Annotated in this window: 10 protein-coding genes; 6 read left to right on the top strand and 4 right to left on the bottom strand. The window is 65.1% G+C overall.

Annotated elements, in window-relative coordinates; genetic code table 11:
* Positions 1-53 precede the first annotated feature (53 nt).
* Positions 54-926: an outer membrane protein assembly factor BamD gene (locus ACOY6C_RS15885; protein ID WP_420906499.1), complete on the top strand. Its 873-nt coding sequence runs from the start codon at positions 54-56 to the stop codon at positions 924-926.
* Between the two features lie 682 nt (positions 927-1,608).
* Here the strand turns inward: ACOY6C_RS15885 and ACOY6C_RS15880 are convergent.
* Positions 1,609-1,815: a hypothetical protein gene (locus ACOY6C_RS15880; RefSeq protein ID WP_420906498.1), complete on the bottom strand. Its 207-nt coding sequence runs from the start codon at positions 1,813-1,815 to the stop codon at positions 1,609-1,611.
* An 84-nt stretch (positions 1,816-1,899) separates the two neighbouring features.
* Positions 1,900-4,980 (bottom strand): hypothetical protein, encoded by a 3,081-nt coding sequence (locus ACOY6C_RS15875; RefSeq protein WP_420906497.1) that lies wholly within the window; start codon positions 4,978-4,980, stop codon positions 1,900-1,902.
* Here ACOY6C_RS15875 and ACOY6C_RS15870 point away from each other — a divergent pair.
* Positions 4,913-8,710 carry a calcium-binding protein gene (locus ACOY6C_RS15870; RefSeq protein WP_420906496.1) on the top strand — a complete coding sequence of 1,266 codons (3,798 nt, stop codon included), beginning with the start codon at positions 4,913-4,915 and terminating at the stop codon, positions 8,708-8,710. The two genes, ACOY6C_RS15875 and ACOY6C_RS15870, sit on opposite strands and share 68 nt — an antisense overlap.
* A gap of 123 nt (positions 8,711-8,833) precedes the next feature.
* On the top strand, positions 8,834-10,540 hold the full coding sequence (locus ACOY6C_RS15865) for a bifunctional serine/threonine-protein kinase/formylglycine-generating enzyme family protein (protein WP_420906495.1): 1,707 nt from the start codon (positions 8,834-8,836) through the stop codon (positions 10,538-10,540).
* 31 nt (positions 10,541-10,571) lie between these two features.
* Here the strand turns inward: ACOY6C_RS15865 and ACOY6C_RS15860 are convergent, their stop codons facing one another.
* Both ACOY6C_RS15860 and prmB read right to left on the bottom strand, forming a co-directional pair.
* On the bottom strand, positions 10,572-11,471 hold the full coding sequence (locus ACOY6C_RS15860) for a phytoene/squalene synthase family protein (protein ID WP_420906494.1): 900 nt from the start codon (positions 11,469-11,471) through the stop codon (positions 10,572-10,574).
* 28 nt (positions 11,472-11,499) lie between these two features.
* Positions 11,500-12,375: a 50S ribosomal protein L3 N(5)-glutamine methyltransferase gene (prmB, locus tag ACOY6C_RS15855; RefSeq protein WP_420906699.1), complete on the bottom strand. Its 876-nt coding sequence runs from the start codon at positions 12,373-12,375 to the stop codon at positions 11,500-11,502.
* Positions 12,376-12,689: 314 nt separating this feature from the next.
* On the opposite strand from prmB, the gene ACOY6C_RS15850 reads away from it, so the two are divergent.
* The 3 genes from ACOY6C_RS15850 (at position 12,690) to ACOY6C_RS15840 (ending at position 18,404) form a co-directional block, all read left to right on the top strand.
* Positions 12,690-13,862 carry a sigma-54 interaction domain-containing protein gene (locus ACOY6C_RS15850; protein WP_420906493.1) on the top strand — a complete coding sequence of 391 codons (1,173 nt, stop codon included), beginning with the start codon at positions 12,690-12,692 and terminating at the stop codon, positions 13,860-13,862.
* A 131-nt stretch (positions 13,863-13,993) separates the two neighbouring features.
* Complete coding sequence (locus ACOY6C_RS15845) at positions 13,994-16,960, top strand: tetratricopeptide repeat protein (protein WP_420906492.1); 2,967 nt, start codon at positions 13,994-13,996, stop codon at positions 16,958-16,960.
* A gap of 19 nt (positions 16,961-16,979) precedes the next feature.
* The gene (locus ACOY6C_RS15840) at positions 16,980-18,404 is read left to right on the top strand and encodes a sigma-54 dependent transcriptional regulator (RefSeq protein ID WP_420906491.1); all 1,425 of its coding nucleotides are present in this window, start codon (positions 16,980-16,982) and stop codon (positions 18,402-18,404) included.
* Positions 18,405-18,463: the final 59 nt, after the last annotated feature.

Genomic DNA, 18,463 nt, shown 5'->3' with positions numbered 1-18,463 from the left:
AGATCGGTTGCGTGTCGCAACCCTTCCGTCCACTTGAATACTGGAATTTCATCATGGGTAATCGTTTTTGGATCGCTTGCGTGTTGTGGATGATGGTGCTGACGGGTGGCTGTTCCAGCGGACCGGAGATCGCGCCGACCAAACCACCGGAAGAGCTGTACCAGGAGGGGATGCTCGGACTGAAGAACGAGCGGTTCAAGGCGGCGGCGGACCGGTTCCAGCAGATCGATCAAAAACACCCCTTCTCCCCTTATGCCACGCGGGCACAGCTGAATCTGATCTATGCCCAATACAAGAACGGCGATTACGAGGAGACGGTGGGATCGGCCTTGCGGTTCATCCGTCTGCATCCGCGCCATCGGCATGTGGCGTATGCGTTCTACATGCGCGGATTGGCCCACTATCAACGCATCGCCGACTCCTATCGGGATCAGAACCGTACCCGCGAGGCGGTGACGGCGTTTCGCGAGCTGATCACCCGTTTTCCGAAGTCCGATTATGCCTTCGAGGCACAGCGGATGCTGCGGTTGTGCGTGAATCGTCTCGCCGAACAGGAGATGGTGGTGGCGCGGTTCTATCTGGACCGGGAGGAGTATATCGCGGCGGTCAACCGGTTCATACAGGTGGCCCACCATCCGGAATTCCAGACCACCCCGTTCGCCGAGGAGGCGTTGTTCAGTCTGGTCCTGGCCTCGCAGCGGCTGGGACTGCCCGAAGAGGCGCGCAACCATGCGGCGGTGCTGGGACATAACTTCCCCGAGGGCGCGTTCTACAAGGCGGCGGTACGCCTGTTGGACAAAAAGGGGGACGTGAGCCGATCGGAGCTGGCCGAGTTGCGGCGCGGCGTGGACGAGGGATCGGTTTTCAGTCGGTTTTTCCAAGGTTTGGCCCCCACCCTTCTGCCCACGCAAACCCAGTCTCGCTGACACCCCCCACGCGCGCCCGAACGGCATTCCGGGCGCGCGTCCCTCCTTGCCCAACGTTGGTATAGCCAATGGTATAGATCTGCATTTTTGCGCTATCCTGCCTCACGGCAAGGGGATATCGTATATCCACGTCGAAAATGTTGCTTTATGCCCGCATACGTTATCATGGAACGCTCGAAGGGAGGTCCATGGTACGGAGGGTGAGGGGAATCTCCCCCCATCATGCAAGTTACCGGGCAGACGACGTGGCAGCCAAAAACCGGTTGGATGCGGCGAGGCCAAGGCTGGCAGATTTTTTCTTTGCAATCATTTGAGTAAATTTTTCGCTTGATCGATTCATATTGGTTAAGAGTTCACCCCTGTTTCAACCCGCCTGATCGCACCGCGCAGGCCTTTTGACGAGGACGAAGACCATGGCCGAGGAGACCGAAAACCGCAATCCCGCTCCGGTGGTGGATGAGGAGGAGGAGTCCCGTCAAACATTGGACGACCTGACGGTGTTGCAGCAGACCCGGACCGTGGACATGTCCGCCGAGGCCTCGTCGTTCACCGATCAGGGGAACTCGAACGAAGATCTGCAAGCTCTGGGATCGATCCAGATGGGCAGTGGCCTGGAGATCAAGGATGGCCTGTCCGAGACCCAGGAGACCGAGGGAATTTTTGCCGAGGATGACAAGCCGGTTCAGGGTGACGTGACCCCTCCCCCATCTGGAGCGGAGAAGGCGGCGGCCCAAGCCCCGACCGAAGAGGTGACGCAACAGTCTGGAGCCGAGGAGCCGGCGCAGCCGGTGCCGAGCGCCGAGGATGCGCAGGTGGCGCCGGAGGAACCGGTGATCGACACCACGTCGCCGACCACGCCGACCACGCCGACCGCACCGACCACGGCCACAACGCCGACCAGCCCGACCGCGCCCGTGCAGGCCGCCGAGCCGGCAGCGCCAGCGATTCCCTCTGCTCCGACCCTGGCACAGATTCAGGCAACTGCCGGTGTGACGTCCCCAACGACGCCGACCACCGTGACGTCCCCGACCACGCCGACCACCGTGACGTCCCCGACCACGCCGACCACCGTGACGTCCCCAACGACGCCGACCACCGTGACGTCCCCAACGACGCCGACCACCGTGACGTCCCCAACGACGCCGACCACCGTGACGTCCCCAACGACGCCGACCACCGTGACGTCCCCAACGACGCCGACCACCGTGACGTCCCCAACGACGCCGACCACCGTGACGTCCCCAACGACGCCGACCACCGTGACCAGCGCCACAACGCCGACCACGGTGACCTCGGCCACAACGCCGACCACCGTGACCAGCGCCACAACGCCGACCACCGTCACCTCGGCCACAACGCCGACCACCGTGACGTCCCCAACGACGCCAACCACGGTCACCTCGGCCACAACGCCGACCACCGTGACCAGCGCCACAACGCCGACCACGGTCACCTCGGCCACAACGCCGACCACCGTGACCAGCGCCACAACGCCGACCACCGTCACCTCGGCCACAACGCCGACCACCGTGACGTCCCCGACCACGCCGACCACCGTGACCAGCGCCACAACGCCGACCACCGTCACCTCGGCCACAACGCCGACCACCGTGACCAGCGCCACAACGCCGACCACGGTCACCTCGGCCACAACGCCGACCACCGTGACCAGCGCGACCACACCGACCACGGTCACCTCGGCCACAACGCCGACCACCGTGACGTCCCCGACGACGCCGACCACCGTGACCAGCGCCACAACGCCGACCACCGTGACCAGCGCGACCACGCCAACCACGGTCACCTCGGCCACAACGCCGACCACCGTGACCAGCGCCACAACGCCGACCACCGTCACCTCGGCCACAACGCCGACCACCGTCACCTCGGCCACAACGCCGACCACCGTGACCAGCGCCACAACGCCGACCACCGTCACCTCGGCCACAACGCCGACCACCGTGACCAGCGCCACAACGCCGACCACCGTCACCTCGGCCACAACGCCGACCACCGTGACCAGCGCCACAACGCCGACCACCGTCACCTCGGCCACAACGCCGACCACCGTGACCAGCGCCACAACGCCGACCACCGTCACCTCGGCCACAACGCCGACCACCGTGACCAGCGCGACCACACCAACCACGGTCACCTCGGCCACAACGCCGACCACCGTGACGTCCCCGACCACGCCGACCACCGTGACCAGCGCCACAACGCCGACCACCGTGACCAGCGCGACCACGCCGACCACGGTCACCTCGGCCACAACGCCGACCACCGTGACGTCCCCGACCACGCCGACCACCGTGACCAGCGCCACAACGCCGACCACCGTCACCTCGGCCACAACGCCGACCACCGTCACCTCGGCCACAACGCCGACCACCGTGACCAGCGCCACAACGCCGACCACCGTCACCTCGGCCACAACGCCGACCACCGTCACCTCGGCCACAACGCCGACCACCGTGACGTCCCCGACCACGCCGACCACCGTGACCAGCGCCACAACGCCGACCACCGTCACCTCGGCCACAACGCCGACCACCGTCACCTCGGCCACAACGCCGACCACCGTGACCAGCGCCACAACGCCGACCACCGTCACCTCGGCCACAACGCCGACCACCGTGACCAGCGCCACAACGCCGACCACCGTCACCTCGGCCACAACGCCGACCACCGTGACCAGCGCCACAACGCCGACCACCGTGACCAGCGCGACCACACCGACCACCGTGACCAGCGCCACAACGCCGACCACGGTCACCTCGGCCACAACGCCGACCACCGTGACCAGCGCGACCACGCCGACCACGGTCACCTCGGCCACAACGCCGACCACCGTGACCAGCGCGACCACGCCGACCACGGTCACCTCGGCCACAACGCCGACCACCGTGACCAGCGCGACCACGCCGACCACGGTCACCTCGGCCACAACGCCGACCACCGTGACGTCCCCAACGACGCCGACCACCGTGACCAGCGCCACAACGCCGACCACCGTGACGTCCCCAACGACGCCGACCACCGTGACCAGCGCCACAACGCCGACCACCGTGACCAGCGCGACCACACCGACCACCGTGACCAGCGCCACAACGCCGACCACGGTCACCTCGGCCACAACGCCGACCACCGTGACCAGCGCCACAACGCCGACCACGGTCACCTCGGCCACAACGCCGACCACCGTGACCAGCGCGACCACACCGACCACGGTCACCTCGGCCACAACGCCGACCACCGTGACCAGCGCCACAACGCCGACCACGGTCACCTCGGCCACAACGCCGACCACCGTGACCAGCGCGACCACACCGACCACGGTCACCTCGGCCACAACGCCGACCACCGTGACCAGCGCCACAACGCCGACCACGGTCACCTCGGCCACAACGCCGACCACCGTGACCAGCGCGACCACACCGACCACGGTCACCTCGGCCACAACGCCGACCACCGTGACCAGCGCCACAACGCCGACCACGGTCACCTCGGCCACAACGCCGACCACCGTGACCAGCGCGACCACACCGACCACGGTCACCTCGGCCACAACGCCGACCACCGTGACCAGCGCCACAACGCCGACCACGGTCACCTCGGCCACAACGCCGACCACCGTGACCAGCGCCACAACGCCGACCACGGTCACCTCGGCCACAACGCCGACCACCGTGACCAGCGCCACAACGCCGACCACGGTCACCTCGGCCACAACGCCGACCACCGTGACCAGCGCCACAACGCCGACCACAGTCACCTCGGCCACAACGCCGACCACCGTGACCAGCGCCACAACGCCGACCACGGTCACCTCGGCCACAACGCCGACCACCGTGACCAGCGCCACAACGCCGACCACGGTCACCTCGGCCACAACGCCGACCACCGTGACGTCCCCAACGACGCCGACCACCGTGACCAGCGCCACAACGCCGACCACCGTGACGTCCCCAACGACGCCGACCACCGTGACCAGCGCCACAACGCCGACCACGGTGACCTCGGCCACAACGCCGACCACGGTGACCTCGCCCACCAGCCCGACGGCTCCAGAGCCGCCAGTGTTGGAAACGCCGGATGCGGCAGGCAACGAAGATCAACCCATTCCTCTGGAGATCAGTTTTGCCCTCCAGGATGACAACAGCTCGGAAACGTTGTCGGGCGACATCGTGCTCACGGATATTCCGGATGGCGCCATGCTGAACATCGGCAGCGCGGGTCCGGACAACACCTGGATCATCCCGCAGGAAGCCCTGCATGTGACCGAAACCAATGCGGCGGGCAACCCGGTTGCCTGGGAAGTTCCTGGTCTGACGATCACACCGCCGGCGAACAGTGATGCTGAATTCTCGGTGGGTGTGCGCGTCACCACGATGGAAGATGGTCAACCGTTGGTCACTGAAGGAACCATCGATGTCACGGTCGAGGCCGTGGCGGATGATATCTCCTTTACTACCAATTCCCACACCCCGGCTTCGGATGGCAACTCCAAGGGTGGCGGCTCCAAAGGCGGCGGATCCAAGGGTGGCGGATCCAAGGGTGGTTCGGGTAAAGAGCATGACGACAACGGCCACGGGAACGATCCGGGCAAGGTCGATCCGAGCAATCCAGGCGCTTCCAAGGACGGCGCTTCCAAGGGCGGCGCTTCCAAGGGCGGCGGCTCCAAGGGCGGCGGCTCCAAGGGCGGCGGCTCCAAGGGCGGCGGCTCCAAGGGCGGCGCTTCCAAGGGCGGCGCTTCCAAGGGCGGCGCTTCCAAGGGCGGCGCTTCCAAGGGCGGCGCTTCCAAGGGCGGCGCTTCCAAGGGCGGCGCTTCCAAGGGAGCAGGCGCTTCCAAGGGCGGCGGCTCCAAGGGCGGCGGTGGTTCGCATGGTGGCGGTGGTTCCAAGGGGGGTGGAAGCCACGGTGGAGCCTCGCAGGGTGGTCATGATGCCGGTTCGGGTGAACATGGCGAAGTGGTGCTGGAAATCGGTTTTGCCCTGCACGACACCGATGGCTCCGAGAAATTGGCGGGCGACATCGTATTGACGAACGTCCCCGAAGGAGCAACATTGAGTGTTGGCAGTGCTGGAGAACAACCAGGAACATGGATCATCCCGAAAGCCGATCTGGCTGAAACCGGGCATAATGCCGCTGGTCAACCGATTGCCTGGACCATCCCGAACCTGACGATCACCCCGCCGGAAGGAAGCACGGCTGATTTCAACCTCGGCATTCAGGTGACCACCGAGGATGATGGACACATGCACACGGCCAACGGTTCAATCACCGTGGATGTGGCAGAGTCTAAAGCGGCTTCCAAGGGCGGCGGCTCCAAGGATGCAAATCATGTGACCGGCGCTTCCAAGGGTGGCGGCGGCTCCAAGGGCGGCGGCTCCAAGGGTGCCGGCGCTTCCAAGGGTGGCGGTGCTTCCAAGGGTGGCGGCGGCTCCAAGGGCGGCGGCTCCAAGGGTGCCGGCGCTTCCAAGGGTGGCGGTGCTTCCAAGGGTGGCGGCGGCTCCAAGGGCGGCGGCTCCAAGGGTGCCGGCGCTTCCAAGGGTGGCGGTGCTTCCAAGGGCGGCGGCTCCAAGGGTGCCGGCGCTTCCAAGGGTGGTGCCAAGGAACATGACGACAATGGCCACGGGAACGATCCGGGCAAGGTCGATCCGAGCAATCCAGGTGCCTCCAAGGGTGGCTCCCAAGGCGGCGGCTCCAAGGGTGGCGGGGCCAAGGGCGGGTCGGCAGGCGGCGGTTCCAAGGGTGGCAGCGCCATGGTTGGCGGTGCCAAGGGCGGATCGGCGGGCGGCGGTTCCAAGGGCGGTGGCGCTTCCAAGAGTGGCGGCGCTTCCAAGGGCGGCGGCTCCAAGGGTGCCGGCGCTTCCAAGGGTGGTGCCAAGGAACATGACGACAATGGCCACGGGAACGATCCGGGCAAGGTCGATCCGAGCAATCCAGGTGCCTCCAAGGGTGGCTCCCAAGGCGGCGGCTCCAAGGGTGGCGGGGCCAAAGGCGGATCGGCGGGCGGCGGCTCCAAGGGTGGCAGCGCCATGGTTGGCGGGGCCAAGGGTGGGTCGGCGGGCGGCGGTTCCAAGGGTGGCAGCGCCATGGTTGGCGGGGCCAAGGGCGGATCGGCGGGCGGCGGCTCCAAGGGTGCCGGCGCTTCCAAGGGTGGCGGTGCTTCCAAGGGCGGTGCTTCCAAGGGCGGCGGCTCCAAGGGTGCCGGCGCTTCCAAGGGTGGTGCCAAGGAACATGACGACAATGGCCACGGGAACGATCCGGGCAAGGTCGATCCGAGCAATCCAGGTGCCTCCAAGGGTGGCTCCCAAGGCGGCGGCTCCAAGGGTGGCGGGGCCAAGGGCGGATCGGCGGGCGGCGGCTCCAAGGGTGGCAGCGCCATGGTTGGCGGGGCCAAGGGCGGGTCGGCGGGCGGCGGCTCCAAGGGTGGCAGCGCCATGGTTGGCGGGGCCAAGGGCGGGTCGGCGGGCGGCGGCTCCAAGGGTGGCAGCGCCATGGTTGGCGGGGCCAAGGGCGGGTCGGCAGGCGGCGGCTCCAAGGGTGGCAGCGCCATGGTTGGCGGGGCCAAGGGCGGGTCGGCGGGCGGCGGCTCCAAGGGTGGCAGCGCCATGGTTGGCGGGGCCAAGGGCGGGTCGGCGGGCGGCGGCTCCAAGGGTGGCAGCGCCATGGTTGGCGGGGCCAAGGGCGGGTCGGCGGGCGGCGGCTCCAAGGGTGGCAGCGCCATGGTGGGCGGGGCCAAGGGCGGATCGGCGGGCGGCGGTTCCAAGGGTGGCAGCGCCATGGTTGGCGGGGCCAAGGGCGGGTCGGCGGGCGGCGGCTCCAAGGGGGCAGGCGCTTCCAAGGGTGGTGCCAAGGAACATGACGACAATGGCCACGGGAACGATCCGGGCAAGGTCGATCCGAGCAATCCAGGTGCCTCCAAGGGTGGCTCCCAGGGCGGCGGCTCCAAGGGTGGCAGCGCCCAGGACGGTTCGGCGGACGGCGGCTCCAAGGGTGGCGGGGCCAAGGGCGGGTCGGCGGGTGGCGGCTCCAAGGGTGGCAGCGCCCAAAGTGGTTCGGCGGGCGATGGCGCCCAGGGCGATCACGACAAGGGCCACGGCAACGATGCCGACGGCGTGGATGACGACAATCCGGGCAAGGGGGGTGGTCAGCAAGAGGCCCAGCCGGCTCATCCCGACTACAGCGACATCAAGGGGACCCACGACTACACCGAGACCAAGGTCAGCTATGACAAGACCACCTCGGGCAGCAACAAAGCCGACGAATTGACCGGTACGAGCAAGAACGACCAGATGGACGGCGGCAAGGGCGATGACAAGCTCTCCGGCGGCGACGGCAATGACAAACTGCTCGGCGGCGACGGCAACGATACGCTCGACGGCGGCAAGGGGAACGACATCCTCGATGGTGGTGCCGGCAACGACACCATGGTCGGCGGCGATGGCAACGATGTCTTCCATGCCGGCGCCGGAAACGACACCATGGATGGCGGTTCGGGGAATGATCTCTTCCTCTTCGGCTCCAAGGATGGCGTGGATTCCGCCAACGGTGGCGTGGGTGGCGGCTGGACCGACACCATCAATCTGGAGGATGCGGGCGGTGGTCCATCCCACGCGCTCGAGCACACCGGGGATTGGACCTTGCAGACCGATGCCGAATACACGGTGCACAGCGATGGCAGCATCGACTTCACCGATGGCGATGCCTCCGGGACCATCACCCTGTACGATGGTTCGGTGCTGGAGTTCCACAACATGGAGCGCATCGAGTGGTAAGAATCGAACCGGATTCGTCCGGACGGACCGGATGACCGGCACGTTGTCACAGTAACCAGAAAAACCGTCTCTTCATTCGAGGAGGCGGTTTTTCTGCTTTGATCGGGGTTGATCGGGAAGACCATGGCATTGATGCTACAGGCCCGCGCGGTTGGGCCCTCCCTGCCGGCGCTCGGGACGGGGCGTTATCGGCTGATCGAGCGGATTGGTGCCGGTTCTTTCGCGGACGTTTATCTCGCGACTTCCCTGGAAAGCGCGGAGCGATTCGCCATCAAGCATGCCACGACGGAGGTGGGCAAGCGGGTGCTCGGCTGGGAGGAGGAGAATCTGCGCCGCATGGTGGAGTGTCCGTTCGTGTTGCCCATGCGTGACTACTGGATCGAAGCCGACGGGAGCGCCTGTCTGGTCACCCCGTATCTGGACGGTGGGGATCTGAAACATTTTGTGCGCGCCCGTGGTGGACTCCCCATGGACGAATCCCTGGCGATCCTGCACCGCGCGGTCCTGGCCATGATCCATGCCCACGCCCTGAGACCCCCTCTCGTGCATCGGGACATCAAGCCGGACAACATCCTTGGCCGTATCGAAGCCGATGGCGGACTGACCTGGTTGCTGGCCGACTGGGGGCTGGCCGAATCCTGGTTCGGGGAGCATGCCCCACGTTTTTCCGGCACCTCCCGTTACACGGCTCCGGAGGTGTGGAAAAAACGACGCTATCTGGTCTCGGATGTCTACTCCCTGGGCATGACCCTCTATTTCATGTTGTTCGGCCAGCCGGCCTACAACGGCGAATCGCTGAAGGTGGCGCGGGGACAGCGTTCTCCGGAGCCGGTCGTGATCCCCGAGGGGTGTCCGGAACCGTTGCGCGAACTTCTGACCGGCATGCTCGCCAAAAATCACGTCAAGCGTTGGCCATTGGCGCGGGTGTTGGAACGGCTGGAAGAGCGTCGCACGGGTCTGGCTTTGCTGGAAAATTCGACCCCCCCGCAGAGCTGGACCGCCCGTTACCGCGGGTTTGCCATGGCGTTCGTCTGGATCGAGCCGGGTGTATTTCACATGGGTATGGCCGAGGCCGGAGATGCCCATCCGGATCGGCTCCTGCAACCCTCGGACAAGCGCGCCACTCCGCGCCATCGGGTGCGGGTGGACGGATTCTGGATGGCCCGTTTTCCGGTGACGCGCGGGCAGTTCCGGTTTTTTCTGCGGGATTCGGGCTACAAGACCAGCGCGGATCGGGATGGTTGGGCCAATCCGTATATTCCGGAGTCGGGCCGCTTCGAGCGGCGCGACGGGAGCAACTGGGAGCGTCCCGGTTTTTCGCAAACCGATGACCATCCGGTGGTCAACGTCTCCCATGAGGATGCCATGGCATTTGCCGAGTGGTTATCCTGGCGATGTCATCGTCTGGTGCGTCTGCCCACCGAGGCCGAATGGGAGCGGGCCTGTCGGGCGGATGGGGAGAGTCGGTACGCGGGCGGGGACGAAATCACCCCGGATGAGGCCAATTACGCCCGGATGCGGGGTGGCACGGTTCCGGTGGGCTCCCATCCGCCCAACCGGTTCGGCCTGCATGACATGCACGGGCAGGTGCATGAGTGGGTGCGGGATTGGTTTCTCGCCGATTTCTACACGCGCTCCCCGGAGATCAATCCGTATTGCGACGCCGCCGAGAGTGGCGAGCGGGTGTTGCGGGGCGGGTCGTGGCACGCGTCCGAGGGACGCATCCGGAGCGCGGCGCGGGATCGTTATCATCCTGGGCGGTCGGATGGGGATATCGGCTTTCGTCTTTCCGCCCTGGCCTATCCCTGGGAGGGGCGGTGGGGAACATGATCCCCCACCCGTGATGGCGGAGAATCCCCCCTCAATTCGACACCCGCCCCATGGCCCGCCACAAGCAGATCATCCGCTCCCACTGACTCAGCGTCGGACGGTTGCGCAAGGTATTCCCACCCAGCTCTTCGATCCGCTCCAGCAGCAGCATCCCCCGCTCCACGGCATACGCCAACTCCATGCGCAGCGGACGATCCACCTCCTCGATCAACGGCGAACCGGCCAAAAAGCGCGCCCGCGTCTCCTCGATCAGATGCAGCATCAAACTCCCCACCATGGGGGTGAAGCGCCGCTGCAACACCATCTCCTCGGCCACCCCAAACGAACCCATTTCCATCTCGGGCAGATACAACGGCCCCTCCCCGCGCGAGTCGTAACCGAGGTCCCGCCAGAAGCCGGTCCACGACAAGGCGGTCCACAAGGCGTCGGAGTGACGCAACTTGTCGATCAGCCGCACGTCGGCGGACTCTTCCATCTCCTGATGGAGATGCAACAACAGATGACCCAACGGCGCCGAGGCGAACCGTCCATACTCGTCCAGCTCCTCGAGCGTACCGTGACGCCGATTGGTCACATCCATCCGGCAGGCGATCAACAGCGCATGCATCGGCGCTTCCGGCATGCCGGTCACCGCGAACAGATGGGCCATGGCGCGAAAGATGGGGTGATCCGGCTGTCCGGAGCGGGCCTGTTCCAGACGACGCGCCCAGTCGTCGATCAGTTGCAGCTTGAGGTCGTCGTCGCTGCCACGCAGCCGGGTGAAATCCCGCGCGGTCCAGAAGAAGGCGCAGATCACATACCAATAGGGTTTGAGCCGCCGCGTGAGAAACCGTCCCCCGAGGGGCGACTCCTCGGCGCGTGCCACGGCGATGTCGCGACAATAGGCGAAATCAGGGGCCAAATGGGCAGGGATGGAGTCGATGCGCTTCATGATGGATTACTGTAACCAAGAATGCGGCTCAAGGGAAGTGCTGCTGACACCACGTCGCAAGCAATTCCCGCGTGACGGCGAACACCCCGCTCCCCCCGAAATGGAACGGCAACCATTCGACCGGCAGATCCGGCCAACGTCGCATGAGGATCTCCTGCACGTCATCGCCGGTCTCGCAGATCAAAAGACCACCCGGATTCAGATGATCCGGGGCCTGTTCGAGGATCGGTCCGATCAACGCCAACCCATCCTCTCCGGCGACCAGGGCCATGGCCGGCTCGCGGTGATACTCGGGCGGCAGGGCGTCGAAGTCGGCCTGGGGCACGTAGGGGGGATTGGTGACGATCAGGTCGTAACGATCCCCTTTCAAGGCGGCGAAGAGATCCGAGGCGATCAGGCGCACCCGATCGCGCAGACCGAAGCGTTCCCGATTCAGTCGGGCGACCTCCAGGGCATCTCCGGAGAGATCGACCCCATCCACCTTGGCATGAGGCAGGAGCAGCGCCAGGGCGATGGCCAGACAGCCACTGCCGGTACACAGGTCGAGGATGCGGCGTGGCGGTCCCTTGGGGAACCAGGGCGAAAAGCCGCGCGGGTCATCGAGGATGTTTTCGATGCGCGAGCGGGGGATCAGCACCCGCGCATCGACGAGAAAGCGGTGTCCGGCGAAGAAGGCCTCGCCGGTGACATAGGGAGCGGGTTGGCGCTGGTGGACGCGCAACTCCAACAGACGCCGCACCCGCGCCTCGGCATCGGCGGGCGGTGACGGACGTTTGACGGGCCTGGTATCGAGCGGAATGGAAAAGGCATGCAAGACAAGGTACTCGGCTTCCAGGTATGGTTCTTGCATTCCATTGGCATGGCAGAGTTGCGCCGCCTCCAGCCGGCGTGCCACCCATCGAATCCACCCGGCGACGTCGTGCGGGCACGGATCAGGCGAAGGATCGCCATGCGGGCCACGCCTCCTGGATCGGCCAGGGGGCGTGGTATTTTTGTCGGAGTCAAGGATATGACCACTCATGGCAATGAAAAATTGGCGCTGAAGGTTGTGATGACTTGGCATCGGGCCCAAATTAACGTACTCTCTCGTTGGATTTTTGACGCATGACTCTCCGCGCTCCCCATGCATGGGATCCCAGGGGTCGGCGGATCCCTGGCGATCATTGTGAAAGCCTGACTCTGACCCGCGGCAACCCAAAAGATCGAGTTGACGATACCATGTACGGAATCATCGGAAAATCCTCGTGTATGCTGAAACTGTTCAAGATGATCGAACGGGTCGCCTCGGCCAATTCGACCATCCTGATCCAGGGCGAGAGCGGCACGGGCAAGGAGTTGATCGCACGGGCGGTGCATAACCTGTCGCCACGCAAGGATCAACCCCTGGTACCGGTCAACTGCGGGGCCATTCCCGAGGACCTGCTGGAGTCCGAACTCTTCGGCCATGTGCGCGGCGCCTTCACCGGCGCGGCCAACACCCGCGTCGGACGCTTCGAGCTGGCCAATGGCGGCACCCTGTTTCTGGACGAAATCGGCGACATGAGCCCCAAGCTCCAGGTCAAGATGCTGCGCGTCTTGCAAGAGAAGATCGTCGAACCGGTCGGCGCCGTCAAGCCGGTGCGTGTCGATGTACGGGTGATCGCCGCCACCCACAAGGATCTCGAAAAGGAGGTCGCGGAAAAACGGTTCCGCGAAGATCTTTTCTACCGTCTGAACGTGGTGCCCATCCACGTCCCGGCCCTGCGCGAGCGCCATGGCGACATTCCTCTGCTGGTCAACCACTTCCTGGAACGCTCCATCAAACTCCATGAACGCCCGCGCGTCAACGTGGAACGGGAGATCATGGAGATCTTTCAGCACTACCCCTGGCCAGGCAACGTGCGCGAACTGGAAAATCTCATCGAACGGCTGACCATCCTCTCGGATGGGAGTGTCCAATACGATGATCTGCCGCCCAAGATCCGTTCGTCCGTCCCCGCCGGCGCCGAAGCTCGGGGGCGCGAGGCGGACAAGGAGTTCCCGTTCCAGGAACGTCCCATCCTCACCCCTGCCCCGCTGCCGGAAACCGATGCCGACGCCGATCGCGATGGCGAGTCCGACGGCGATGGCGAAACCGATGGCGGTCTCGAGGCGGTCTCGCGCATGATCGCCGCCTCGACCCAGGATCTGAGCCAGAAGATCCTCCAGGGGCTCGACTTCAACGGGGCGGTGGCCTCGTTCGAAAATCAGCTCATCCTCTCGGCCCTCGACAGCACCGGCTGGAACAAGAACAAAGCGGCCCGGCTGCTCAATCTCAACCGCACCACCCTGGTGGAGAAGATCAAGAAAAAGGGACTGGAACGCCTGGAAAAGGCGGATCACGCCGAGATGGCGGAACGGATGGAGGAGTGAGCAACGTGGCCGGATCTAGCCTGCGTTCCGTTTGGACACACTTGCTTCCTGGGGGTGGAACCCCGACGTTTCCCAACCGCGCATCGCCCTTCGGGCGTTCCACGATCCTGCGATGGCCGGCATGGCTCGCGTTGTGTTGCGCCCTGATGCTGCTCGGCCTGCCCGGCGAGGCGCGCGCCTTCTTCACCACCCTCAAATACAAAACCGAGGATCAAGGCAAGCGGGAGATCCTCTCCTTCATGATCCCGCCCGGCGCGACGCGTCCGTCGGTGCGCATGCTCGACGCGGTGACCATGCGGGTGATCGTGCCCGGCGTGCTCGCCCTGCCGACCAACGAACTCAAACTGGACCGCTCCCGCTGGATCAAGGAGTTCCGGATGAACGACGTGCCGCGCGGCGAGGAGATGGGGTTGCAGCTCACCCTGGTCCTCAAGGACGCCAACGTCAACTTCCGCGACTCGGTGACCGAACGCGATCTGAACGAAGGTTCGCTCTATCAGCTCGAATTCGACCCCCCGGTGGCCCCTTCCGCCTCCGGACCGTCGCAACTGCTCGAAGGGCGGGTGCTGGCCGGTCGCGACGGCACCTTGCTTCTCATCAGCCACACCGGCAACAGCCAGGTTGAGACCAATCTCGACCTCGGCGCCCATGTGGCCAAGCTCGAATGGCAGGGCGCCACCTTGAGCCCGACCTGGCGCAACGTCTCTCCCGCCGGTCTGGCGGAAAAGGTCCATGCCTACGAGTTCAAGGGCAAGGTGGAGCTGGAGATCAATCTGCACGACTCCACCAGCCATGTGAATTTCCTCAACGACCCGGCAGCCGGACTCTACATCGTCTCCATCCGCGCCAAGGATGGGATCGGTCGTCAGGAAGAGGCGGAAAAGATCCTCACCCAACGCCGCAAACAGGTGGCGGACAAAAAAATCATTCCGCTGCGTCGCGTGGCCACCTCCCCCTACGAGCCGCAACCCGACGAGAAGATCCGTCTGAACGAAAAGGAGATCGACGAGTCCCATTATCTGGAAGGGGCCAAGGGGGCGGAACGGGATCGTCAATATCCGAGCGCGCGCGGCTGGATCGACCGGCTGTTCGAGCTGTTCCCGAAGACCAGGAACCGGGAGTTCCTCGATTTCTACAAGTTCGACCTGGCGCGCAAGATGGCGTGGAAAGCCGGGTGGCTCTTGACCGAACTGACCACCCTGATCGCCCGCTATCCCAACACCGCCGAGTATCCGGATCTGCGACTGACCCAGTTGGCGCTGCTCAACCGCTCCGGTCATTTCCAGGAGGCCTCGGCGATTCTCTGGGATCCCAACCTGCCCAAGGATGAGCATCGCACCTGGCTGGAACGGGCCCACACCGTGATCGGTCTGATCCAGTCGCGCATCAGCCCGGACGAGGCGAGCAGCCTCAAAGAGGGCGAAGCCTATCTGAAAAAGGTGATCGACATCACCCGCGACATGGGACCAGGCGCGGCGGAGGCCCATTTCCTGCTGGCCCAGCTGGCCAAGGTGGCGGGCAATCAGGACCAGGCGATCCGCATGCTCGACGCCATGACCCCGGAACAGATGGCCTTCGTGGCCAACAACCCGGAACAGCTCATGGAGACCGCGGACACCTATTACAAATACCGTCGCTATCCGGATGCGGTGAAGTACTACGCGCAGGTGTTGAGCCACTACCCCACCCATGCCACCATCGGACCCTGGGCGCTGTTGCGCGCCGCCGAGTCCCACCGTCAGCTCGGTCAGACCGCGGATGCCACCCGTCTGTTCGAGCGACTCAAGAAAAACCATCCGGAGTCCGACGCCACGGTCTGGGGTCGGATCTTCCTGATGCAGCTTGAAAAGAATCGTGACATCCAGGAGAGTCTCGAAGAGCTGGACAAGATCCTGCACGCCCTGAACCTCCCCAAGGAGCAGGCCGAATCCTTCAAGGAGCGGGTGCGCAAGCTGCTGGTGGAGACCAACCGTCATTGGGATGTCAAAAAGACCCTCGACGAACTGGCCGCCTTGAAAAAGGACTATCCGAAGATCTCCCCCGAGGTGTGGGAGCGGATTCCGGCGTTGCAGACCAAGATGGAGCAGAACTTCAAGGATCGCATCACCCGGCTGGATACGCTGATCCAGGAGATCGCCCTGCCCGAGGCCCTCGCCGAGGCCTACCTGACCAAGGCCGAGATGCTCGGCGAGGCGGGACGTCACAAGGAAGTCCTCGAAACCCTCAACAAGCTCATGACCATCAGCTCCCGCGAGAACATGGTGGCCCGCGCCAGAGAGATCAAACGGCTCTATCTGCTCGATGGCATGGCCAAGGCGTTGGAGAACGGTCGTCCGGAGTACGCGGCGATTCTCGCCGAGATCCACGGCGAGGACTGGCGTGACGATCCGTCCTTCATCCCGGCCAAGATCCATCTGGCCGAGGCGCTGATGCGCATGGGACTCCACGAGGATGCCCTGAAACTCCTCGACGGTCTGCGCCACGATTCGGCGGCGGCCTTGACCAAACTCGGAGCCGCCCTGTCGCGGGAGAGTCTCCTGGAACAGGGAACCGACGCCAAAGGGGCCGGCAAGGGGATCAAGGAGAGCGTCTCACCCGATGCGGCGCGGGTCCGGCTGGATGAGGCGGGACGCCTGGCGCGCAAACAGGATTGGGAAGGGGTGATGCTGCTGCTCGAGAACCTGCCGGAAAATCTGCTCACCCCCGGCGATCGGGTGGAACGGTGGCGGATCCTGGCCAAGGCCGAGGCCGGCCTGGAGCGCTTTCCGCAGGCGGTGCAGCACATGGAGGATCTGCTTTTCGGACGCCCGGTGGGTGACGGAATGGACTACTACTGGTATGCCAGCATCCTCCACAAGTGGAAGGGGGATGACAAGGCCCTGCCGGCCTTCAAGCGGGTGTCCAGCGAGGCGGGCAACAAGGAGATCCAGGCCTTGGCGCGGATCCGCGTGGGTGATATCCTGCAACGGCAAGGCAAGTTCAAGGAGGCCAAGGAGCTGTTCTCCGGGGTGCCGGCGCTCGCGCCCTCCACCCCCTGGTCGAAGATCTCGGCGGAGAACGCCTCCCAGTTGGGCATGTCCCTGGATGTACGACCCTGACCCTTTTTTCGAATGAGACATGACCACTCCCACGCCACGTCGTGAAGCGCTGTTGATCGGAGGTCGCCAGGATCCGGAACGGACCCGGTTCGTCGCGCAACTCAACGCCGCCGGACTGGATACCACCCGTGTATCGGGCATCGCCGAAGCCAAGGAGCAGCTGGCGCGCGCCCGGTTCAGTCTGGTGGTGGTGGCCATGGAAGGGAGCGAGGACGCCCTGGAGCGGATTCGCGAACTGACCTTCCTGTTTCGGGGTCTGCCGATTCTGGCCACGGCGATCCGGGGCAGTGTGAGCGAAGCCCGCGAGGTGATCGGAGCGGGCGCCGCCGATTATCTGCTCCTGCCGGTGGAAGACGACAAGATCACGACCCTGGTGCGCACCTTTGCGGACCAGTACTTCGACCCGGAACTCGGTCGCGGACGCCGTTTCATTACCGCCGACAACGGGATGCGCCGTCTGTTGCAACAGGTGCGGCGCGTGGCCCGTTCCATGGCCACGGTGCTCATTCAGGGCGAAAGCGGCACCGGCAAGGAGTTGATCGCCCGCTTCGTCCATCAGGTCTCGGATCGCAGCCAGGGCCCTTTCATCGCCATCAACTGTGCGGCCCTGCCGGAAAACCTCCTGGAGTCCGAACTCTTCGGACATGCCAAGGGGGCTTTCACCGGCGCCCTGGCCGATCGCAAGGGCAAATTCCAACAGGCCAACGGCGGCGCGATCTTTCTGGACGAGATCTCCGAGATGTCGTTGAACCTCCAGGCCAAACTGCTGCGTGTGCTCCAGGAACGGGAGGTCGATCCAGTGGGCGGTCGCTCGCCGATTCCGCTGGATGTGCGCGTGCTCGCCTCCACCAACCGCGATCTCAAGGCCTGGGCCGAATCGGGCCGGTTCCGCGAGGATCTCTATTACCGGTTGAACGTCTTCCCGGTGCGTCTGCCCACCTTGCGCCAGCGAACCAAGGATATCCCCCTGCTGGCCGAGCATTTCCGGGTCCGTTTCGTCGAGGAGTTGGGACGCAACGCCATCCCCTTCTCTTCCGCCGCGTTGTCCACCCTGGGCCGTTACGGCTGGCCGGGCAACGTTCGGGAGTTGGAGAACGTGATCCATCGCGCGCTGCTGGTGGCCGAGGGGGAGGAGATCGAGCCGTGGGATCTGATGATCGACGTTCCCCCCGCGCCTCCCGGCGCATCACCGGAGCCCGATGATCTGGCCGATGAAGACGAGGCGGACGAGGAGTCCTACTCCCACGCGGATCTCCCCAGGCCGGAGCTGGAGAACAGCGATCAGATCCGTCTGCCGGTGGGCACGACGGTGCGGCAGATGGAGGAGTTTTTGATCCACCGCACCCTCGACGAGGTGAAGGGGAACCGGACGCGCGCGGCGGAACTGCTGGGAATTTCCATCCGCACGCTGCGCAACAAGCTGAACGAGTATGCGGCCCGCTGACCTCACCTTCCCGACATGGCACCCACGCGACCGGGAGGTGAAAACGGCTGTCGCGGGGG

Source organism: Candidatus Magnetaquiglobus chichijimensis (genome assembly GCF_045865675.1).
GTDB lineage: Bacteria > Pseudomonadota > Magnetococcia > Magnetococcales > Magnetaquicoccaceae > Magnetaquiglobus > Magnetaquiglobus chichijimensis.
The sequence above is the reverse complement of the archived record's forward strand: the minus strand, read 5'-3'. Positions and strand labels throughout refer to the sequence as shown.

Excerpts from the sequence above, each read along its gene's own strand:
- ACOY6C_RS15850 (WP_420906493.1), top strand. The coding sequence starts at position 12,690 with ATGTACGGAATCATCGGAAAATCCTCGTGTATGCTGAAACTGTTCAAG.
- ACOY6C_RS15865 (WP_420906495.1), top strand. The coding sequence starts at position 8,834 with ATGGCATTGATGCTACAGGCCCGCGCGGTTGGGCCCTCCCTGCCGGCG.
- ACOY6C_RS15860 (WP_420906494.1), bottom strand. The coding sequence starts at position 11,471 with ATGAAGCGCATCGACTCCATCCCTGCCCATTTGGCCCCTGATTTCGCC.
- ACOY6C_RS15840 (WP_420906491.1), top strand. The coding sequence starts at position 16,980 with ATGACCACTCCCACGCCACGTCGTGAAGCGCTGTTGATCGGAGGTCGC.
- ACOY6C_RS15885 (WP_420906499.1), top strand. The coding sequence starts at position 54 with ATGGGTAATCGTTTTTGGATCGCTTGCGTGTTGTGGATGATGGTGCTG.